Annotated in this window: 21 protein-coding genes; 4 read left to right on the top strand and 17 right to left on the bottom strand. The window is 39.7% G+C overall.

Translation table 11 applies throughout. The features are described 5' to 3' along the window. From ACEW8U_RS07685 to ACEW8U_RS07660, 6 genes are all read right to left on the bottom strand, one after another. The coding region (locus ACEW8U_RS07685) for a RidA family protein (RefSeq protein WP_373521453.1) at positions 1-255 on the bottom strand (255 nt) is incomplete at its 3' end. 185 nt (positions 256-440) lie between these two features. Further along, positions 441-2,858, bottom strand: coding sequence for an outer membrane beta-barrel protein (locus ACEW8U_RS07680; RefSeq protein ID WP_373521452.1), 2,418 nt, complete (start codon positions 2,856-2,858; stop codon positions 441-443). Positions 2,859-2,976: 118 nt separating this feature from the next. Further along, entirely contained in the window at positions 2,977-3,243 is a 267-nt protein-coding gene (locus ACEW8U_RS07675; RefSeq protein ID WP_373521451.1) for a hypothetical protein, read from the bottom strand. A 153-nt stretch (positions 3,244-3,396) separates the two neighbouring features. Beyond that, positions 3,397-3,918, bottom strand: coding sequence for an SgcJ/EcaC family oxidoreductase (locus tag ACEW8U_RS07670; RefSeq protein WP_373521450.1), 522 nt, complete (start codon positions 3,916-3,918; stop codon positions 3,397-3,399). Positions 3,919-4,300: 382 nt separating this feature from the next. Next, entirely contained in the window at positions 4,301-5,650 is a 1,350-nt protein-coding gene (locus ACEW8U_RS07665; protein WP_373521449.1) for a DUF418 domain-containing protein, read from the bottom strand. A gap of 130 nt (positions 5,651-5,780) precedes the next feature. After that, positions 5,781-6,548 (bottom strand): hypothetical protein, encoded by a 768-nt coding sequence (locus ACEW8U_RS07660; protein ID WP_373521448.1) that lies wholly within the window; start codon positions 6,546-6,548, stop codon positions 5,781-5,783. Between the two features lie 183 nt (positions 6,549-6,731). Here ACEW8U_RS07660 and ACEW8U_RS07655 point away from each other — a divergent pair, with 183 nt between their 5' ends. Further along, a complete protein-coding gene (locus tag ACEW8U_RS07655) occupies positions 6,732-8,675 on the top strand; it encodes a histidine kinase dimerization/phosphoacceptor domain -containing protein (RefSeq protein ID WP_373521447.1) in 1,944 nt (647 codons plus the stop codon). After that, positions 8,672-9,406, top strand: coding sequence for a response regulator (locus ACEW8U_RS07650; protein WP_373521446.1), 735 nt, complete (start codon positions 8,672-8,674; stop codon positions 9,404-9,406). The genes ACEW8U_RS07655 and ACEW8U_RS07650 overlap by 4 nt, the downstream gene beginning before the upstream one ends. A 14-nt stretch (positions 9,407-9,420) precedes the next feature. Here ACEW8U_RS07650 and ACEW8U_RS07645 read toward each other — a convergent pair whose 3' ends face one another. The 4 genes from ACEW8U_RS07645 to ACEW8U_RS07630 all read right to left on the bottom strand — a co-directional run bounded on the left by ACEW8U_RS07645 (position 9,421) and on the right by ACEW8U_RS07630 (position 12,987). After that, the gene (locus ACEW8U_RS07645; protein ID WP_373521445.1) at positions 9,421-10,182 is read right to left on the bottom strand and encodes an SDR family NAD(P)-dependent oxidoreductase; all 762 of its coding nucleotides are present in this window, start codon (positions 10,180-10,182) and stop codon (positions 9,421-9,423) included. 181 nt (positions 10,183-10,363) lie between these two features. Beyond that, positions 10,364-10,936: a nucleotidyl transferase AbiEii/AbiGii toxin family protein gene (locus tag ACEW8U_RS07640; protein ID WP_373521444.1), complete on the bottom strand. Its 573-nt coding sequence runs from the start codon at positions 10,934-10,936 to the stop codon at positions 10,364-10,366. Between the two features lie 8 nt (positions 10,937-10,944). Then, positions 10,945-11,247, bottom strand: a complete 303-nt coding sequence (locus ACEW8U_RS07635) for a hypothetical protein (protein ID WP_373521443.1) — start codon at positions 11,245-11,247, stop codon at positions 10,945-10,947. A 339-nt stretch (positions 11,248-11,586) separates the two neighbouring features. Beyond that, positions 11,587-12,987, bottom strand: coding sequence for a DUF4403 family protein (locus tag ACEW8U_RS07630; RefSeq protein ID WP_373521442.1), 1,401 nt, complete (start codon positions 12,985-12,987; stop codon positions 11,587-11,589). A gap of 336 nt (positions 12,988-13,323) precedes the next feature. Here ACEW8U_RS07630 and ytxJ point away from each other — a divergent pair, with 336 nt between their 5' ends. Then, on the top strand, positions 13,324-13,662 hold the full coding sequence (gene ytxJ / locus ACEW8U_RS07625; RefSeq protein ID WP_373521441.1) for a bacillithiol system redox-active protein YtxJ: 339 nt from the start codon (positions 13,324-13,326) through the stop codon (positions 13,660-13,662). A gap of 206 nt (positions 13,663-13,868) precedes the next feature. Here ytxJ and ACEW8U_RS07620 read toward each other — a convergent pair whose 3' ends face one another. From ACEW8U_RS07620 to ACEW8U_RS07595, 6 genes are all read right to left on the bottom strand, one after another. Beyond that, positions 13,869-15,275, bottom strand: coding sequence for a peptidylprolyl isomerase (locus ACEW8U_RS07620; protein ID WP_373521440.1), 1,407 nt, complete (start codon positions 15,273-15,275; stop codon positions 13,869-13,871). Beyond that, a complete protein-coding gene (locus ACEW8U_RS07615; protein WP_373521439.1) occupies positions 15,250-16,128 on the bottom strand; it encodes a peptidyl-prolyl cis-trans isomerase in 879 nt (292 codons plus the stop codon). Before ACEW8U_RS07615 ends, ACEW8U_RS07620 begins: the two co-directional genes overlap by 26 nt. Then, the gene (locus tag ACEW8U_RS07610) at positions 16,109-18,118 is read right to left on the bottom strand and encodes a peptidylprolyl isomerase (RefSeq protein ID WP_373521438.1); all 2,010 of its coding nucleotides are present in this window, start codon (positions 18,116-18,118) and stop codon (positions 16,109-16,111) included. Before ACEW8U_RS07610 ends, ACEW8U_RS07615 begins: the two co-directional genes overlap by 20 nt. A gap of 88 nt (positions 18,119-18,206) precedes the next feature. Further along, positions 18,207-18,623, bottom strand: coding sequence for an ATP-binding protein (locus ACEW8U_RS07605; protein WP_373521437.1), 417 nt, complete (start codon positions 18,621-18,623; stop codon positions 18,207-18,209). Then, entirely contained in the window at positions 18,620-18,958 is a 339-nt protein-coding gene (locus ACEW8U_RS07600) for an STAS domain-containing protein (RefSeq protein WP_373521455.1), read from the bottom strand. Before ACEW8U_RS07600 ends, ACEW8U_RS07605 begins: the two co-directional genes overlap by 4 nt. Before the next feature lie 30 nt (positions 18,959-18,988). After that, complete coding sequence (locus tag ACEW8U_RS07595) at positions 18,989-21,052, bottom strand: SpoIIE family protein phosphatase (RefSeq protein WP_373521436.1); 2,064 nt, start codon at positions 21,050-21,052, stop codon at positions 18,989-18,991. 93 nt (positions 21,053-21,145) lie between these two features. On the opposite strand from ACEW8U_RS07595, the gene ACEW8U_RS07590 reads away from it, so the two are divergent. Then, a complete protein-coding gene (locus tag ACEW8U_RS07590; protein ID WP_373521435.1) occupies positions 21,146-21,859 on the top strand; it encodes a DUF4197 domain-containing protein in 714 nt (237 codons plus the stop codon). Positions 21,860-21,861: 2 nt separating this feature from the next. On the opposite strand, the gene ACEW8U_RS07585 is transcribed toward ACEW8U_RS07590, so the two are convergent. Further along, positions 21,862-22,176 (bottom strand): DUF721 domain-containing protein, encoded by a 315-nt coding sequence (locus ACEW8U_RS07585; protein ID WP_373521434.1) that lies wholly within the window; start codon positions 22,174-22,176, stop codon positions 21,862-21,864. Between the last annotated feature and the right edge of the window lie 15 nt (positions 22,177-22,191).

Raw genomic sequence — 22,191 nt, 5'->3', positions numbered from 1 at the left:
ATCTGTCGTAAATACATTCTCCACCACTACATCTTCAAAGCTGCATCCATAGTGTTTCAGCACTTTTTCCAGATCGGAATAGCAGTTTTTCATCTGTTGGAGAAAATCGCCCACTGCGGTCGGACCACCTTCATCGTCCATACTGACTGCACCGGAGACTTTGATGCTGTTCCCAATCTTGACGGCATGGGAATATCCGTAGGCTTTTTCCACTTCAGGTCTCAAGCAGAAGTACTCTGGTTTTTCTGATTTCATAGGAATCTTTTATATGGTTAGTATATTTTTTGATTTTATAAAAAATGACGAATTTAATGATCTGACTTTCAGCAATAAATCATATTAAAAATTAACCTTTCAATTTTTTAAATGAAACCGATCAAGGACGAAACAACCCCTTTTTTGTCCCAATGCATGGATTTATTTTCCCAAGGAAAAAATGATCAATTGGTAACCCTTCTCTGTTCCTCTTGGGATCCTACTTTTCTGTCCCTTGTTCCTTTGATTTTGCTGTTACCAAACTTGTAGGTGTAGGTAGCCATGAATACTCTTTTCTCAAACTTCAACCTGCCGGAGAAATCCAAATCAGCACCCTCAAATGATTGCCATCTAAATTGACTGGTTTCAAAAATATCATTGCAGGATACCCTCAACACCCCAGACTTTTCAAAGTCTTTTTGGATTCCGAGATTGACAAAGCCCCGGGAAAGCCAATTGAAATAGCCATTGATAGTGGGCGAATTATAATTGCCCATCAACTCAATGGTGTATTTTTTGGGAAGGGCGAAAGTATTGGTCAGCACCACCTGAATACCTTTCTGGTCAACTTCATAAATCTCTCCATTCAACTCTGAATTGACTCTTTGATAATTGGCCGTGAAATTGTTTTGGGTTTCCCACCATGAAGTTATTTTTAAAGGGAAAGCAACCATCATGGCAACAGTCTGTCTTTGGTCAAGATTTTCCGTTCTTAAAAACACCGTATTGCTTTCTTCATCGAGGGTAGGTTGGAAAGATGCGATTACATTTTTGTCCTGGCTGTACTGTACAAAAAATAGCATACTCTTATAGGAATAATCTGTTTTGAAGGTATTGGTGTAGGTAGGCAAAATGTTTTCATTTCCAGCGAAAAATGTAAAAGGATCAGAAAAAAACACAAAGGGCGCCATCTGATTGAAAGTGGGCCTTGTAATCCTGCGCCCGTAAGACACCTGTACCAAGTTGTCGGCATTGATTTTTCTGGATAAAAATGCCGTAGGAAAGAAATCCCCGTAATGCCTGTCAACGATTTTCTCTCCAGAAACGGTCGTCAGGTTGGTTTTGGTGTTTTCATACCTGACTCCTGCATTTAAGGTAGTCTTTTCGTCAAAATCAATTTTTGCGGTTGAAAAAGCGGCCATTATATCCTCATTGAGAAGGCCGTCATTGGTGAATTTGGGGTCAATCAGCCAATCTGATCCCAATTTTTCCTCGAAGACCACCGTATTGGTGAATTTTGAAAAAGTAGCCCGGAGACCTGATTCAATAGCTACTGATTTCCCCATTTTCATGGAATGGTTGAGGTCTGTCACCCAAAGGTCAATGGGAGTGTCTTTGGTTATTCTGAATTCCTCCGAACTGATCAAATCATTGGATTCATTATAATTCATAATGGTATACCAGGATGGATTGGAGTTTTTGTAGGTAAGGTAATCTATATTGGTACTGATAACCTGCCCGTTCTGGAAGGTATGCTGAAGATTGATATTGCCCATGATATGGCTCCAGTAGTTCTCTTCAATCGTTGTCATCCTGACAAGGGTATCCGGGGAAATGGAATAACTGGATTTGGTAACATTGGGTGCAGTCATATCCCACCGGTTATTATAACCACTGACCAAACCACTGAGGATGGTATTGGTTGTTAATTTATAATCAAATCCAGCCTGATAATTGATGGCTTTTCTTGTGCCAAAACGATCGGTGGTTGTTTCGATACCTATGTCTTCAAATCCGTTGTTGTTACCTCTAAAGGCTTCCCATTCCTGAACCTGATCGACATAAGTTGCAGACAAAATCCCAAACCAACTGAATTTGGGACCCTGATGGTTGAGGCTGAAGCTCATGTTACCATTATAGCCAGATCCATAGCCTTGGCCTATGGTCAGGATACCATTAGTACCTATCATGTCATTGTCTTTTTTCATCACGATATTGATAAATCCCGCATCACCGTCAGCATCATAGTTGGCAGGGGGGACAGTAATGATTTCGATCTTTTCGACATCACTGGAATTGAGACCTGCCAGCATCTGATAGGCAGCTTCCATGGGCATCCTAAACCTATGACCGTTCATTAAAATAACCACACCGTTTTTTCCTAAAACCGATAAGGAATTGCTCTGCCTGTTTACCATTACACCGGGAGATCTATCCAGCACATCGATGACCGATAATCCCGCAGCGGAAATGCTGTTGGCCACATTGACTACCATTTTCCCCTGTTCGAGTTCAAAAAATGGCCGGGTGGCAACTACCGTTACCTCGTCCAGATTTTGGTCTTCCTGAACCAAAATGATTGTTGCCAGATTATTTTTTTCTGTTCCCAAAAAACTGAACACCGGTGAATGGGTTTTGGCATATCCCAGGATATGTACTTCCACATAATATTCTCCTTTGGGTATCTCCTTGAAAATAAAGTTACCGGATTCATCGGAAACAACCCCTTTGACCATAGCGGAATCAGGCTTGTTCCAAAGTAAGACATTGGCAAAGGACATTTCTTTGGCCTGTGAATCATGAACTTTACCTTGAATTACTCCTTGGGAAAAGGATGGTGTAATTAAAATAGATAAAAGTATTAACCATATCAAAGTCTTCATTTTATATAGGTTTTAATATTTATCTCAATTTCATGTGAGATAGGTTGACCAAATTGATTTGTTCGAATAATTAAGGGTAATGCTCGTTTGGACTAACGTACACCACCCTTGATGCCACTTACAATTTTACTTCTAGGGACATGGTAATGGGTTCCAGTACCGTATGGGTATCTTTGATATGCTGGATTTTAGGGTCATTGATAATTGCACCTAATTTCTCGATATCATCGCTATCCACTACTAACAATATGGACTTGGGATCATCAGCATCCTGAAAAGTTCTGAATCCATTGGATGCAGGTGCGAATAATCTTACCCGGTCCTCATGGCCTTTTAGCCAAGCATCGATATCACCTACTTTGTGACGAAATACATATGTTGCCATTGTTTTTTTATTTAAAATTTTGCCTACTCTTCACAGTTTTCGGCCTGCCTGTTTCATTCTATTCTTTTAAGATTTTTCACTGAGAATGGAAGACTGGGGGAACATTTCGAAAAGCCCCCCAGTTTTCTAAATGATAGAATTGACTGAAAGAGACTAATTTTCCTTTGAGTCGTTATTGCCGATATCCCTTACACAGAGATATTTGCCATCACGTTTTTCCCAGATAGCCATATACTTACCTGTAGAAATGACTTTTCCGGAAGCATCCATTCTAGTGGTTTTTCCTACTTCAGTAACTGTGTTTTCGTTACCAAAAACATCCAAAACTTCATATTTGACAGTAGACCCTGCAGGTCTGGAAGCCATACTTGCTTCAATCTCCTTTTGAATGGCTGCTTTGCCAACAGTCATAGGCGTATCTCCACCCATACTCACGGCGTCGTCAGCATAGAGGGCTAGCAAGGCTGCGACATCACCGGCATTATCAGCAGCAGCCCAAGCATTTTCCAAGGCTTGGATTTCAGCTTTGATGGCAGCCATATCCGGTGCTGGGGCTACTGGTACAGTCATTACTTCGGGTGCAGTCGCTTCTTTGGGAGCGGGTGTGCAGGCAACACTGAATAGAGAAAGAGTGATACATGCTGTTGCAATGCGGAAATAGTTTTTTTTGTTCATTGTTTTTGTTGTTTAATGCCTACTCTAGGCGGTTTTCGGCTTTCCCCTTTTTTCTTAAACTATTATTGTCCTGCCATTATCGCTTCCATTCCCTCAGATGTGGGTCTATAGATCGGAAGATCACTAATAGCCCTAGTTGTGTGTCAAGCTCTTAATGTGTTATGTGTATCATTTTGCCAGTTTTGGATAAAAATTCTTTGTTTGACCTAGTATGATTTTTTTATAATTACAGAAGTTAATTTTTATTCCTTTTAATAGAAAAGCATCAAGGACGAAGCGGTATATATACTGTCCCAATGCATGCATTTATTTCCCCAATGAAAATGGGAAATTATGGTTGATTCAAAATTCGAACTGATTTGGATTGTTTTTTTGGAGGGGTTTAATCATGTATAACCTTCATTCTCCCAAGAGGATGACCTGAATTATTCTCTTTCCTAAACGGTGGCTTTTGTCGATAACTCAAACTTCTCCACACCCACTCCATAGGGCCAAAATGATAATACCGTAACCAAATCGGGCTCACAATCAACTGGACAATCCAGATGGAGAAAACCACATACAACAGTTCAAAACGCTCCAATTGACCAAAGAGACCAAAGCCTACTCCGGTGAAAATAAACATGCAGATCACCGAGTGCATCATGTAATTGGTAAGTGCCATTTTGCCCACTGCGGCAAGGGATGTTTTCAACCAGGCAAATAAAGGAGATTTGCAAAACAGCATGATCAAACCAACGTGTGCCATCGCCACAAAAAATCTCCCCCAGTAATAGGTAATATTAGACTGACTAAATGAAAGCGTGGAAAATTCAGCATCCAAAATCAGCTGCATCTCATAGTAGTTGATCGCAATCCCAATTGGATACCCAATGCCCACCATAAGCCAATATTTAGATGCAGGTTTTTCACCTGAAAGCAATCCCCATTTAAACAATGCTATCCCAATTAACATCATGCTCAATACATCCCAAAGGTCTCCCCTGTAGGGGTCGGTGACATTAAAATCATACATGATGGGTCCAAGGTGTTTGACAACTGAAAAATATCCTTTTTGCATTTCTTCAATAAACTTTTCAGTAGCTTCAGGTGAGTTTTTAGCCTCCCGTTTTTCCCAGGAATCTTTTGCTGACTTCAATTCATTTGTCAATTCTTGGCTGGAAGCAATTGAAACCTCCGCTTGCTGAACTTTGGAAAACCATTCTTTATCTTTTTGGTATTCATAATAATTCCACCCGGTTCCGATACAGAAAAGCAAAAGTCCTGTGATAATCAGTTTCTTTGGGACCATTTGCCGGAAAGAATAGACCAAAAATCCCATCAGCGCATAGTTGTAAAGAATCTCGCCAACCCACAAGAGTAAATACCCATGGATTAATCCAAAAACCAGTAGCCAGGTTATCCGGCGAAAATAAATATCAGCAGCATTGATCCCAGCACCTTTTTTCACTATCCTATCCAAAAAAATAAACATGCCGACTCCAAAAAGTAAAGAAAACAATGCCCGCATCGTTCCCTCAAATAGTAGATTCGTCGCCATCCAGGTGTAAAGGTTCAATCCCTTATCTCCGCCTAATATGGAAGGGTTATTGTACCCAAATGCCAAGCCAAATCCATTGATGTTCATGATCAATATTCCGCAAAGGACTATCCCCCGCATAATGTCTAGAGAAGCGATTCTGTCTGTCGCCTGAATGGGTTTAAGACTGGAGGGGACAACTTGAACTGTCATAATTTTCGTCTAATTTATTTAAATAAAAAAATCGGGCATTGGCAAAAAGTTTACCCTAATTGCCGCCGCCCAATTTTTATCAACTAACATTATCTTTATTCATTCAATAAGGGTTATTCAATGTTTTTAATTACTTACTTGGCCTGCTGAGGTCTTTGTCCAACTTGTAGATGTAGGTCCATGAACTTTCAAGGGATGAGCGAAAAGCTGCCTGAAGTTCATCCCTTTTGGCTTTTCCAGCGGTTTTTTCAACTGTTTGCCATACACCTTCTTGGACAATATCCATAGCTGCAAAATCTTTGTAGCCTGTTACTACATGATAATCGGGACTTTCGGGATCTGCTGTTACCCAGCTATACCAATATCCAGGGATGCTTATACCCGCTTTTTTACGGATAGCTTCGACCTCTTTTACCACTTCCATCATTTTATAACCATGAACAGTATTCAGTTTATAAAATCCAACTCGGATGATTTCTCCTTCCAAAGGGTTGTTATTACTGATTTCCGGTTGAATTCGGGTAATATGGTTTGTGGCTTTTTCGACATGGGGATTGATCATGTTCATGGCAAGCATTTGACAATTTTTTCCCTTCTCATCAGTTTTATCCATTTCAGCCCAGTTGGCCATATCGGATGCTAGGACATAGACGTTACCTTCGCCTTGCTGTCTATTCCAAAGCCTCCAGGTCCATTCTCCTTTATTTTCAAGGTAACAGGCCTTCCAGGCTTTGATGCCTTCCCTAAACTGCATCTCATGGCCAGGCTTTACAGTAAATTCCGTGACTGACATCAAATGGCCCTGTGGCTCCGTTTGGGCTTTCAGAGGAGAGGATATAGTCCAACTCAGGACTAATCCTAATGCACAGAGGCCTAAATAATTTATTAATCTTTTCATACAAATCTTGAATTAGGTTGTTTTTGAAATTTCTGAAACAATGTCAATTTTTTCCATAAACTTCTCGAAGAGGTTAGGACGAACCGACCCCAAAATTGTCCCAACAAGGCTATTTTCTTTCCGAGAAATATTTTAAGATGCAAATAATTGATTTTCAAAGGCTTTTTATTTTATATTTACCGTATGACGAAGTATTTAATGCTTTTCTTATTTTTCATCCACTTTTACCTTCCCGCCCAAATTGTAAACATAGATGGTGAATTTAATTATTCAAGGATTTTTGTGGATACAGATGAGTTTGAGGCAGATTACTTAGATAATTTGGAAAAAGCTTTGGAAATCATTCATCAGGAAGATTTGCGTTTTTTGGTCATCAATGACCTTGGATATTATTATCATACCAGAAACCTTCTTAAATCATTGGAAATCATCAATCGGGGTTTGGAGGAGGTCAGAGAGGCAAACAATGACATTTGGGAAGGAAGAATGCAGGTCTCCCAGGGTGCCATCTTATTAAGGTTAGAAGAATTGGATTATGCAGAAATTGTCCTGAGAAGTGCCTTGGAAAAAATACCGGAATCCGAAACATGGCTACTTCTGACAAATTTAGGTTATGTTTATGAGCGAAGAGGGGATTTGAGCAAAGCTTTTGAATATGCGACCAAAACTTTACAATTGGGAGAAAAATATCAGGATACAAAAGCTCAAGCCATGGCATATTCGGATATGAGCAATCTGTTTTGGAAACAGGGAAAGTTTGAAAAAGGAGTGGAATATGGCATGAAGTCAATAGCATTGTTTGAAGATAGGGGCTTAAAAGATCTTGATTTCGATTTTACACTTCACGTATTGGGGAATAATTTGGTGGAGCTCGACAAGTATCAAGAAGCTTTGCCTTACTTTCAAAGATCGGCAAGAATCGGTGAAAAATATGGATTCTATAATAATCTTAGTGACACCTATATTGCCCTTACTGAATTATATTGTCAAATAGATGATTATGAAAATGCTTATAAATCAGGAAAGGAAGCGCTGAAATATGCAGAGTTGTTGGAGAATGATTTTATGGTTGTCCGCTCTCTACTTTCCCTCGGAAAGCTAAAAAACCAGGAAAGGGATTTTGATACTGCCATAACATACCTACAGAGAAGTATCCGAACGGCAACAGAAGATTTTGGAGACATATATTATTTAGGTCTGATCTATCAGGAATTGAGTGAGGCTTATGAAGGAAAGAACAACATCAAGGAATCTTTTAAGGCCTATAAAAAATATCATGAACTGACTCAGCGTGTTTTCAACTCCGATGCGGATCAAAGAATTGCCCAAATGCAAACCGAAATGGAATTAAACCAAAAGGAAAGTACAATTTCATTGCAAATGGAAAAATTGAAACAGCAGGCAACCATACAGGTTTTCACGCTGATTCTGACAGGATTGATGATCTTTTTCCTCTTTTTTCTTTACAGGGTTTTCATTAAAAGGAAGAAATATAGTTTGCTTCTTGAAAAACAGAATAAAGAAAAGGAGTTTTTATTGAAAGAAATCCACCATAGGGTAAAAAACAACCTAGAGACCATTTCCAGCCTACTTTCCTTGCAGACTTCCCAGATTGATAACCAAGAACTTCAGGACATCATGATTGAAAGTCAAAATCGGGTACATAGCATGGGAATGATCCACCAAAACCTCTATCAAGGGGAAAATATGACCTCAATCGAAATGAAGCAATACTTTCGGAATTTGGGGGGATATATCATAGATTCCTTTGATGCCACCGAACAGATTACATTTGACTGTGCCATGGATTCCTTGGAGCTTGACGTGGATAGGGCCATTCCAATAGGTTTGATTGTCAATGAGCTGATTACAAATTCACTTAAGTATGCCTTTCCAGATAAAAGGAAAGGAAAAGTTACTATCAGTCTGTCAGAAACTGATTCACATCTCCATTTGAAAGTGAGTGATGATGGTGTAGGTTTTGATATGGATAGTGGAATCAAAGGAACTGGATTTGGAACGCAGCTCATAAATTTATTGACCAGGCAATTGGATGGAAATATGACTTTGGTTAAAAGTAGAGGAACAGAAGTGTTTTTTGAATTTCAAATCGGCAAAGCAGCATGAACGATAATATAAGGATATTAATAGTAGAAGATGATATGATCATCGCAGCAAATATTTCTTTGCAGCTTTCCAAATTGGGCTATGAGGTCACCGGGATTGAGTCAAGGGGAGAGGATGCCATCAACCATGCCAGAGAAAACCATCCTGATATCATCCTAATGGATATCAATCTGAAAGGGCAACTCAACGGAATCGAAACTGCCAAGTCCATCCAAAAATTTTTCGATATTCCATTGATTTATCTTACTGCGAACTCCGATGAGGATTCTTTTCAAAAAGCAAAAGAAACCCATCCCTATGCATTTATTACTAAACCTTTCAATAAACTCAACCTAGAAAGGACAATAGCCCTTGTGGTAGAGAAAATCACAGAAGAAAATGTGGAAAAGAAAATTGGTGCATCCACTGTGGAGACATTGGAAGATCGGATTTTTATCAGAAGCCAAAACAAACTGATCAAGGTCATGCTCGATGAAATACTTTATATAGAAGCTGAAAGGAACTATTGTAACATCATCACCTCGGATCAACATTTCACAATAGTGAGTCCATTAAATACTTTTTGTGAAAAAATAGTCAGTAAAGATTTTTTGCGCGTCCACCGTTCCTACGTAGTGAATATTAAAAAACTGGATGCGGTAGGTGATTCCCATTTGGAAATCAATAGAAAAGTAATTCCGATCAGTAGGATGTTTAAAGAGAATTTGATGAATAGTATCAAAAGGATATGACAAATTCTTGGTTCCTATCCCCCCGCTAAAATTCCCCCATCAATAGTATATGCACTGCCTGTAATCCAAGAAGCGTCATCTGACATTAGGAATAAAACCAATTTGGCAATATCCTCAGGTGTCCCAAGACTTTTAAGCAGCGTGGCCTTGCCGGCATTTTCAACAGCTTTGACCGGATCGGGGAATGCTATGGCGGAGGCATGGATGAAAGGTGTGTCAACCGGTCCAGGACAAATAGCATTGATACGCACTGTAGGGCCATAATCCACGGCCATTTGTTTGGACAAAGCCACTAATGCTGCTTTAGAGGCACAATATGCAGGATGATTGGGGAAGGATTTGTAAGCTGCAATGGACGCATTGACCACAACGGATGCTGAAGATCTCTTGAGCATTTCAGGAAGGGCATATTTAAGTAAGAAAAAAACGGAATCCACATTTGTTCGAAAAGTCCTGTCCCAGATTTCAGGATCCAATGAGGTCACAGGAGAAAGGCCTAGCATTCCCGCATTGGTAACTACTCCGTCCAGGTTGTCAAAAGTGTCTATGGCCAGTTCTACCAGTTTTTTGTTGTAGTCGATTTCGCGTACATCACCGGGTAAAAATTTTGAAATATGCCCCTTTTCTAGCAATTCAGCCACCAAGGCATTTCCTTTTTCTTGATCTCTTCCGCTCAAAATGAGATTGGCACCTTCTTTTGCAAATTCGATGGCAATGGCTTTTCCCATCCCACTTGTGGCACCGGTAATGATAAATGTTCGGTTATCGAGTTTCATGATTTTTTTTATGTATGTACGCAATGATGCCAGTAAAATGGTTATTCAATATAATTCTCGCCAGGAACCTGAAATGTCCAGTACATCGGACTTCCGACTTCGTCCCGATAGCTATCGGGATTCCGACCTGTTTGTAGTAGAATATTGGGTTTTTGGCAAAGAAGCGGGTAACCATTTATCTTTATACTAAAAAGTCCCTTACTTTTTTTTCAATAGATTTCTTGACCTTATTCCAGGTTTGCCCTTTGAGACTGACGGGATCCTCACTTTCTTCTGCATCTCCAAAATAAATCAATGCCTGGGGAACAGATATCAGCAGATTTTGTCTGTGATACTTCTCTCGGTGAAACTGGATAAAATCAGCAACTGTGTAGTGCTGGAGCAATTCGCTTATATCCCAAAAATCTTTTTTTTTGCCTCTACCCAAGATGGCCTGAACTTTCATAGCTATAATGTCTTCCGTGGAAAAGAATCTAATTCCTTCGATAGTCTGAACAGGTTTGATTAGGGGGAATGGGTGTTTAATGAGGTCTATTTTTACCTCCTCAATAAATGAAAATATTCCGATTTTCGGGTTACTGTTTCTTACTTTAAACTCTTCCCCAAAAAAATCTACCAGACAGTCTTCAATTAGTGAATTTTCAAAAGATTGACAATTGAATAAATCCAAATCCACTGAAATTCTATGTCCATATTTCAATGACAAGGCTGTTCCTCCGACTAAATGAAAATCCTTCATTTCTGGGATTTTCATTAGCATTTTCAATACGGAAAGAGTTCCGGGTTCAACTGTCTTAGTTTGTAGCATCTAAATTCTGTGATGGGTTTATCAATAACCGCCGCTGCTAAATACATCGTCATTTCGGGTAAAAACTTAGCATTGAGCAATGCTTCCGAAATTTTCTCATCTCCATAGTACCTTCTGCAATTTCGGATATCGGGTACATCCCCCCGCTCAAAAACCCGCTCTATCACGAAATTGGCTTTTGCATCATAGTCAAGTTTCGCAAAATCCACATCCCAAAAAATCCTTTTTTCGAATATTGGTTTTTCCTTTTTTTCCATTAGGGCTCCAAATTTTATGTTAAGATACAAAAGACATGTTTAATCAGCGAATATTTACTTCGAACCGGATGCCCAGGTTGATTTCCTTAGCATCAATATAAGAATCCGCATTGATAAAAGAAATTGTTAAACATTAGTTAGTTTGTAAAAGTTTTCCTTCCAGTTTTCCAGCTATCAAGTTCTTAAAAGTTTAATCCAGCCTTAAAGGACTCGCTGGCACTTCGTGGTTTTTCGAGCCCCCAACATCGGTCAACCGACATCGGTCATCTCCCAATTATTAAACCTGATGCAACTTGGAGATACTCCTAAAGCGTCCAAACCTGACCTAACCCAACCAGACTACCTCACATCCTTCAATTGCACATCCATTTTTCCCTGACTCCTGATAAACACCCTGATGTCCTCAGCTGTGCTGTATATCCCTTCCACATCCAAACTGGGGTTCAATACCTTAAAATTCGCAAAATCAGTTTCGAAATATCCCTGTTCTGCCATTTCCTTCCGCGCATTGTCCATCAATTCACCAATGGGCAATACGGCTAATTTCTTGATTTGTCTTTGGATTTTGCCTTTTCTGAGCCTGATTCCCAGATTGGAAAAAAAGTCCCCTGTGTTCACATCAAATTGAGGTTCTTCAAAAATCAGTGATTCAGATTCTTGGTCAAATACCGGCTTCCCTGCAAAATACATTTTCCCTTCTACATCTTTCTTCCCATCTCTTACAGCTTTGAAATCCATACTCAAGAGGGTTTTATCACCGTATTTTTGGGTTGTCAGATTGGAAGGAAAAATCACTGTTGTTCTGTTGGTCCGGATTTGCTGACCGGAAAAAGTGGAATTGAGGTATTCATCCAGATCCTGGTAGGGGATGGTCAAAGGTAGAACAAGGTCAATCTGATTTTCTTTGCTTTCATTCACGGTAATATCGGGAAGGTCTTTTTTTTCTATTATTGGTTTAGAGCCTAGTTTTGAAAACATTTCTCCCTCCAAACCCAAATATAGGATTAACTCTTGGTCGACGGTGATCTCTTCTTTGACCATTATCCTGTCCGGTACCGAATAAAAATGCGCTGTAATCCCGTTCTGAACTACCGTGTAAGGTTCAGAAAAAGCATCCCATGTCTCCTGGGCTATGTGCTTAAAGTCAAGCCGACTCAAATTAGAGGCCGAAAGTTGGTTGTCCAATACCTTTTGCAATTGTCCTTTTACCAAGGGATCCAAATCAATTTCAAAACCCAAAAGGTTGTATTTCATGGATCTTCCCGAGCTGTTGATCTGGAGATTTTTGACATTCAGGTCCCAATTGCTGCCGATTTCAGGTGTAAAGCTGATCTCTGGAATCAGGTTTTCATTGAAAGGGAAATTCGTGGACAGGTTCTGGCCAAACACTTTTTTTTCGATTTTCAGGTCACCGATGATGTTCATGGGCACCTTGACATTGATGGTATTGTTTTCAGATCCTCTCAAAGAAATCTTCCCTGTTCTTGTAACATTCAGATCTGCAAACATCCCCCCACCAAGAGGGAGGCCTTTGTCGGCAAAAAGTTTACTGCTCCAGTCTTGATTCAGATTATTTTCCAAGTAGGATAGCGGAATAACAATCGGTATGTTAACCGTAGAGCGGGAACTGGGCAAATCAATCAACGAAGCGGCGGGAGCTCTGTCTGGCTTGATACTTTTGCAGGAAGTATTGATAAGGAAAGATAATATGATCAGAATTTTGATACTTGTGGATTTCATAAATCATTGGTAGTTAGTAATGATTATCTCAATTTGTCAGTCGTAAGAAATACAAACCTTGAATCGATGATAATTGTCCATAGAAAGCTGTCTTGAGACAACAATATTTTCATTTGGCCCATCAACCTGGTTTCAGTGGTTGCTGGTAAGAAAGCAGTTAATCATATTGTTTTATTCATTTGCCAAAACCTGACAAAGAAACAATAAGCTTCAATTGCAAGAAGCATACCTTTATTAAAAGGAACGTCGTATTTCAAACAGCAAAATTACATGAAAGGAACTATTTTTGATTCAAAATTATTGAATGACTGATCTAGATTAAGAAAATTTAAGAATATGAATTGGCAAAGAATAGAAAATGTAGGACAACTAGAAGCTCTAAAGAAGCAAAGTCAAGAGAAGCCTGTGCTGATTTTTAAACATTCAAGTAGGTGTTCCATCAGCAGTATGGCATTTGACAGACTGAACAGAAATTGGAAGGATACGGATTTCGAAAAGGTTTCTCCTTATTTTTTAGATCTGATCAGTTATCGGGATATTTCCAATAAAATTGCCCAGGAATTCGGCGTATACCATCAATCCCCGCAAGTTATTCTGATTAAAAATGGAATTGCCGTCTATGACAACAGCCATATGGGGATCACCTATGGAGAGATTATGAGCAAGGTCGGTTGAGATCATGCGAAGTAATGAGCATTATCTGATATTATTTGGGATATTTCCCAAGCCCTCGAAAAAGTTGTCGCGGTGGAAAAAGAAGCAATAGTAGCGTAAGCAAATCTTCAATAAACTGAATCAATGAAAAAGTCGGAAGGCCAATTGCCAACATTTGATTAGTTGGCTTTCTTAGTCTTCCGACTTTCTTTTTTTACTTCCCAAAATTATTTACCCTTCAATACTTCACATCTATCATAGGAAGGATCAATATCTATGAAGACATCCTCCTTGGCCAAAACGAACCATCGGCCCAAAATCCCCTCTTCTTTTTTTCTCCGGGTTGCCGCTTTTAATTTTTCATAATCATCATCCAAATTGGCGCGATGTGCCGGGAATTTTTCTCTGTAATAAAGAATCCTTACCTGTGGTCCATTTCGTTCATCTTCATATCGCAATGGCTTGGTGACTGTACCCACCTGCATACTATCCAATGTGAAATAGAGAATGGGATCTTCTAGGGTCCTTAAAGTCAACCTGTTTGATTGTGTATTGGGGTCCGTGAAAAAACCGCCGTTGTCAGAAGTATTTCTGTCATCCGAATTATCCTTAGCTGCCTTTGCAAATTCTATTTTTTTATCGACAATCAGATTTCTTAAACTATCCAAAAAACGTTCTGCCTTTTGGATGTCGATTTCGGAAGGTTCAGGCCTGAGTAGAATATGACGGGTATTGAATGTATTTCCCCTCCTTTCCAATAGCTGAATCATGTGAAATCCAAACATGGTTTCTACAGGATCACTGATTTCCCCAGGTCTTAGTCCTAAGGCAGTAGCTTCATATTCAGGGGCCAATTCACCCCTTCTGAAAAATCCCAGTTCACCTCCCTGAACAGCGGATCCAGGATCTTGTGAATATTGGGTTGCTAGGGTTTTAAAATCAGAGGTGCCTTCATTGATCATTTCTTTGAAGATGCTGAGTTGGTTTGCCACACTGTCTTTAGTGGCGCGGTTGACTTCAGGGCGTTTGACGATCTGACCAACAATTACCTCAGCGGAGAAAAAGGGGAGCGAATCTCTGGGAATGGCTGTATAAAATTTTCTTACTTCAGCAGGTGAGATGGTAAGGCCTTCCGTAATTTTTCCCTGCATTTTCTGGACTATCATCTGTTCCTTGAGCAAGTCTTCAATCTCAGCCTTCAACTGGTCGGATGTTTTACCATAAACTTCAATAAACATCTCTTCATCTCCACCAAACTGTGCCATCACCATACTGAATCTTTGGTCAGCTTGAAACATGACCTCTGCATCGGATACCATGACAGAATCGAGCTCTGCTTTGGCCACCATCAGTTTGTTGATCATAAGGGATTCAAAAACTTCACACCTACTTGGGGCTTCAAATCCCTGCTGGGATTGAGAAATAGCTTCCATATATGCCTTCTGCACTTCAGATTCCAACAGGATATAATTATTGACTTTTGCCACAATTTTGTCCAAAACCTGACCGGTTGGTCTAGCTGCCTCTTGGGCAGTTTCGGTTTGGGAAAATCCCACAGTAACCAATAGTTGAACAAGGGAAATGACAATTAAATACTTCAAACTAAACCTATTCATATATTGTAAACGCTTCATTTTCTAATGCTCTGTTGTAAATTTCTTTTTGCAGTTGTTCCACCAAGACAATTCTTTTTCTATTGGTCAGAATCTTGGTGATTTCATCCCTGACAAATTCGAGCGGGGGAAACTGGTCCTGCAATTTGTATTCCAGTATTTTGAAATAGTACCGGTACCTTTCATCATCGGTAATGATCAGTTTATTATTTCTGAGAAGTTCCACTTTATTGGCATGGTTGGCCAATGGCGTATTGATGATTATATCCTCAAATCTGACCCAAGTAGAATCTTCAAGAAAGTAATTACTGGCCTGTTTGGAAGCCAAATCCCTTAAGGCACTTCCATCTGCTGGATTGTTTGACCTCAGGAGTTTTTCCAAGTTTCGGTTCTGAGCAGTGGCAGCGATATCAGTTTTCAGAAAATTGGTCCGGACAATGATTTCCTTGAGGCTGAAATTGGCCTGATTGGCCTGATAATAATCTTCAATCTCTTTTTGAGTAATTTCTCGGGAAAGATTATCCTCTACATATTTCTTTTCAAACTCATATACCATCAGGGCATATTTGTAGTCTAAGAGTTTTCTGTTGATCTCGGCTTCATCAAATGACATTGATTTGCCGGCTTCTATGATCATTAATTGCTTTCTTATCCAAGATTGAACATATCGCCCTGCAATATTTGTACTGTCTTCAGCTGTATTGGTTTCACCTTTGATGAAGGCAAGTTCTGATTTCCTTAAGTTATGGTTGCCAACACTGGCGATGATGGGGTCTTCCTCAGCATCTTCCAAGGATTTGAACTTAAATAAATCACAAGATGAAATGCTTATCATCAATGCTAGAAACAAATATTTATTTGTTGACTGTAGCATCGAATATTTTTTGTTTCTCATCCTCATCAACTTGAATGATGTAATTTTCTTTCAAAGTGGCAATGAGTTTTTTATCGAGATATTCCTGATAATCCTGAATGACTTTTCCCCTTGTTTCTTCATATTTTTTCGGTCCAGGACCGGGTTTTTCTCCAACGACAACAAAATGCGTTTTGTTGTCGACTTTGATCTCTTGGAAGGTTTTGTTAATATCTGCCCGCATCAATACAGGATGAGATTCTATTTCGAATATGCCATCTGTAAAGGTAAAGGCGAGCGGATTGTTCAAAAGAAATGTGTTCTCAAGACGGTCACCTAGGTTTGACATGTATTTTTTGTCGGAAAGGAACCTACGAACAGCAGGGGTACTTTCCTCTTTCCCCATTGTGATTATAAGGGCCTCAACCCTGTTCTTCCATTGGTACCGATCCAAATTTTCTTCATAGAATTTCACTTGACCTAAACTGTCCTCAATTGCTTTTTGCCACACCTGATCATTCATTAGCGAAAACAGCAGGATACCGTCACGGTATTCTTGTATCAGTAACCTGTATTCATGATTATTTTCAGAAAGGTCTCGTATCTCTGCTTCGTATAAATTGACTTCTATAAATTTCTCATACCAATTGGAAAAGTAATTCTGGGGATTGGTACGAATCACCTGTTTTTCTGAATTCATAAAATCCAAAAGATCACCAACAGTTTTGGAATGATCAGGAATGCTAAATAGCACTGAGTCAATTAGGTTTCTTTCCAGCAGGATATCAGGCACATCCTTTCTTTGATTTTGAGTAAAGGTCTCTTCAAGGAGGGCAGCCAGTTTTTCATTTTCTTCAAAACCATACCTTGATTTTTGAATAGCTACAACCTGGGACTGTATCAGGGACGACCTGCTGTCCCTTAATATCCTGGATTTGATCATCTCCTCCAACTCTTCATACGAATCGAGGGGTTTCTTTTCTTCCAACCTGATAATGTGGTATCCGTAGGGTGTTTTGACCGGTGGGGATATTTCCCCTTCTTCCGAAAGAGCAAACGCAACCCTTTCAAATTCGGGAATCACTGAACCAAAACCTATCCAAGGCAATGCCCCCCCGGTATTTTTGGTGCCGGGATCCTCAGAATACGATTGGCAGATTTCTTCCCAAATACTCTCAGGTTTTTGAAGTTCAGCATATATTTCCCCCACTTTTCTCAAGGCCCGCTCTTCGCTGACAGGGTCATTGGCTGGGGTTCGGACAAGAATGTGGGATACCCTTATTTCACCTGGATTAGGCTTTCTGTCTTCCAACCTTATTATATGATATCCAAAGTTGGTCAGGACAGGGTCAGATATCTGACCTACTTCAAGGCCAAATGCAGCATCTTCAAAAGGGGACACCATCTGAAGTGCGGTGAAATAACCCAAACTTCCTTTGTTATCCTTGGCAGATGGATCGTCGGAATGTTCAAATGCAAGTTCATTGAAGTCAGCTCCGTTTTCGGCATCATTTTTTAATTTCTGGGCCATCCGGAGTACAGAAATGGTATCAGCCTGACTGGCATTGGGCGGAAATTGTAACAAAACGTGGCTGGCTTTGACCACCTCTTTCATCCTGCTGTAAGCTTTCATCAATTCACCCTCCTGCAGGGAATTTTTGATTAAAAAAGGTTGGGTAAGGTCCTCTTTAAATACTTCATATTCCTGAAAAAACTCGTCTGTCTTGTCAAGCCCAAGATTTTCGGCCTCTTTGACTTTAAGTTTATAATTTACAAAAAGCCTAAAGTTTTCATCAAACTCAGCTGCGCTTAATTTTTCATCAGGACTATCAAAATTCCTGTTTTTAGAAAGCATGTATAAAAATTCCTCGGCAAAGATTTCTTCGTTTCCAATAGTAACTAGAGGACTTTTGATATCAGGCTCCTCATCCACTGTTTTTATTGTGGATTTTGGGCTACATGAAAATACCAAAGCGAGTAATAAAAGCTTGATTTGATTTGAATTCATCATAAATGGCAGTCCGGAATATCAGTGCAATGTTACAAATTTAATTGAAAAATTTCGGTGCCTTTGGGTTTAATGATGGCTTAATTAACAATTATTTGGATTTCAAGATCTTGTGTAAGCGGCAGATATTGATGTTGGCTTTGGTTTCGAATTCAATTTTATCCATAATCCTTTTGACAAGAATGATACCAAGACCTCCTTTTCTCTTGGTTTTCTTGACAAAAGAAATTTCGGGTTCCTGATATTCCAGGATGTTGAAACCTTGGCCAAAATCCATGATTTCAAAAATCATAACATCATCACTTTCCTTTACTGTCAGGTTAATGTATTCTTTGGGATTGCAATCATGGGAATGGATAATCAGATTTGCACAGACTTCTTCCACGGCCAGGATCACCTGATGCTGATCCACTTCTGTCAAAGGTGTAGCCTCAAGGATACTTCCCAAGAAATGTCTCAGGTCTGATAAGCGTGTGGTATCACAATATAGTTTCAGTTCATGATTCATATTATTTCATCAAGGGCATCCTGTTTGGTGGACTTGATTTTCATCAATTGATCCAAGCCTAGGATATTAAATACCTGAAACACCTTCTCCTTTAGTCCAAAAATGACAAGACGGATTTCTTTCTCCTGAAATTCTTCCAAATAAGACATGAATACACCGAGACCGGCAGAGGAAATATATTCCAGGTTTTCGCAATCCACCAATAGGTTTCGGACTCCGCCTTGTACCATTTCTAATATCACCTCATCAAGTTCCACTGAATTGCTGGCATCGATTTCGCCGATAAGGCTGAGTACCGAATGGTCATTTTCAATGTTTTTCTCTATTTGTAGCATCATTTTCTATACGCGTTATGTAGGTATTGGTTATGGGTTAAATTTGATGACCAATAATGAAAAATCATCATCAGGCATATTGCTTTGCCCCACAAATCCGTAAATATGTTCTAGTATTTTTTTTTGAATTTCCTCGGCGCCGAAATGATGCAAGCCCATCAATGTTTTTTTCAGCCTTTCGTATCCAAATTCTACTCCTGATTCATTTTTTGCTTCTATGATTCCATCTGTGAACAGGACAACAACATCATCGTTTTCAAATTCAAATTCTGACTCATGGATGTAATTTTCATAAAGGGCACTGCGGACAATTCCAAGTCCAAGACCGTCTGAACTTAGGTAATCACAGCTTTCAACGCTTGCATCATAAAATAGTGTCGGACAATGCCCCGCCCTACTGTACCTGATTTTTTTGATTTTGGTGTTCACCAAATAATATGCGGTGGTGATAAAATGATTTCTCTCAAGGCATTGGCTCAGGGCAACATTAGCTTTTGCAAGAAATTCTCCCGGACTGGGATTTAATTGGACCAAGCTGTGAAATATGCCTTTCATTTGGGACATATTAAAGGCTGCTGAGGTGCCCTTGCCGGAGACATCACCGATAATGATGGCAAAGAGGTTGCTGCTTATTTCCTTCGTTTCATAATAATCTCCCCCAACTTCGTCCGCAGCTTCGGAAAAACCACTGATCTCAAAACATTCATTATGGTGCAATTCGGTGGGGAGGAGACTACGCTGTACCCTTTGGGCAATTTTGAGTTCCTCTTTATACCGTTCATTTTTGATGGCTTCGTTCAGTAGTCTGTAATTTTCGACGGAAATACAGGCTTGTCCCACAAAGGTGTTGATGATGTTGATCATCTCTTTATTAAACCCATCTTTGACCTCTTTGATCAAAAATAGCCTCCCAATGGTTTTGGAATTGACCATGAGAGGCATCATTATAGCTGATTTGAAAATATTGTGGGGGATTTTTCCTTGGTATTTTCTGGTGTCATTGTCTGAAGCCTTCCAATTAAACTCTGAAAATGGCCTAGTGTTGGACATAAGTTCATAGAGTTCTTCCCTAATATCTTCATCGATAAATCTTTCCTGAATGATCACCTTTTTATCATCACTGTCCAGCAATTCCAGCCAACCAGCATCTGCATAAGCGGCACTCATACTGGAATCTATCAGGATATCTAACACCTGTGTTTCATCTTGTCCAGGTTTGATGGACTGGCTTAATCGCTGAAAATTAATGGCTTCGACAAGCTTCTGTTCGAATACCGATGAGGTAGGCAAATTGAAAAGCGTGACCAAAAAACTGAAAAGCGAGTAAATAAATACAAAAGCAAACAGGCCCATCAAAAACAGGTTGTCCGTCAGATTGACAAATGTGAGGTTGCTGCCACTATAGGACAAGAGTTCAAAGAAAAGATAGGCGGTGGAGACCAGTATAATTACAAAAAACAGAATCGATTTCCATTTTTCCTTGAAAGTGAGGTATGGTATCCATTTGAGATTGACCGATAGAGAAGCTGAGAAAAATGCCAAAAAGACAAATCCAAACAGAAAACTGTAATCGAGGTTGTTTTCATTGAAGAATATGAAAAACATACTGATCAGCATCAGGATCTCAAAAGCCTGCCATTGTTGTACAACTCTTTTGGATTTTTGATATAGAATTAGATGTTTCCAAAGCAAGGAACAGGAAATAAGGAAGAGCGTAATCATGGCAAAATTGACATGATAAAAGAAGTTTCTTAACAAAGGGTCTGCTGCAAGCCTACCTTCACCCAGCATCTGATAAAAAAAGTTGATGAACAATGCTATAGAAGTTGCCAGAAGTCCTGTCGATGCACCCCTCCAGATCAGATCCAGAAAATCGAGGTCGTCATTTTTATTGATGGAATAATTGTAAAAGAGGTAAACGGTGATGAAAAAAAGTATTTCCAATACATAGGAAACCTGTGGTGCCATATTGGGCTCCAATCGGTTTACTGTCTCAAAAATCCTGGTGATATCGACAAAAAGTAAAGCCAACCAAGCTAATATGGCCACCAAAACACTTATTTTACCGATATTTGGTCTTGGGATGTTAAGCATTTTAGATAGTCAAGCACAATATTACAGAAACAAACTTAAATATCCTGATCACGTTAACCGCCATAGTTGCAAAATATTGTTAAAAACCATTTTATGAAATACATTCAAATTTACAGCATTATTATATTGTTGATTGCCAGTGCATGTTCGTCCGCAGATATCAATAGAATCTTACAGGCTGCAGGCCAAGGAGCTTTGACCGAACAGGAAGTTGGTTCAGGGCTTAAGGAGGCTTTGGTCCAAGGAATAAGTAAAGGTGCAGATCAGGCTTCCCAGACTGATGGGTTTTTCAAAAATGACCTGATCAGAATATTATTGCCCGAAGATGCCCGAAGGGTGGAAAATACCCTAAGACAAATTGGACTTGGAAGTGAAGTGGACAGGGCAATGCTCGCCATCAACAGAGGTGCCGAGAAGGCAGCCATAGAAGCAAAGCCTATTTTTATAGGTGCGATCAGGCAGATGACCATTCAGGATGCATTCCAGATTCTCAAAGGAGAACCAAACGCCGCTACGGACTATCTGAGAAGAACAACTGAAAGCCAATTGGTAGCCTTGTTCCAGCCCAAAATCCAAGAATCCCTCAATGAAGTCGGGGCTACAAAATATTATGGGGATTTGGCCAATGCCTATAATACGATTCCGCTGACCACCAGAAAAATCGATCCCGACCTGAATGCTTATGTGACCAACAGGGCAATAGATGGATTGTTTACCCTAATTGCAGAGGAAGAGAAAAACATTCGTGAAAACCCTTTGCAAAGAACTTCTGCTTTGATGAAAAAGGTTTTTGCTGCCCAAGATTAGATTCAAAGTATAACTATATCTTCGATAATACCCTTACCGAATTTAGAAGCTATCAAATCCAATACTTTGGTCCTGTTCATGTTCAGCTCGGACTTGACAGGACCGGAGGTTATTTTTACAAAAAGTTTCTTATCCTTGATATACAGCCCCGAGGTCCTGGAGGCGACTGTTTTGCCCATCAGTTCGGGCCAGGCATTCATCAATACCTTCTCATCAAATTTATCTTTTAACCTGTAAGCCTTCAAGAGTTCTTCAAAAGCCTCCTGAAGTGGGGCGGCATCTTTTTTTCTTCCTGAGTTGTATCTATTGTGTTCCATGGATGATCAAAGTTA

Origin of the sequence: Aquiflexum sp. (assembly GCF_041751335.1) — a bacterium.
Taxonomy (GTDB): domain Bacteria; phylum Bacteroidota; class Bacteroidia; order Cytophagales; family Cyclobacteriaceae; genus Aquiflexum.
The sequence above is the reverse complement of the archived record's forward strand: the minus strand, read 5'-3'. Positions and strand labels throughout refer to the sequence as shown.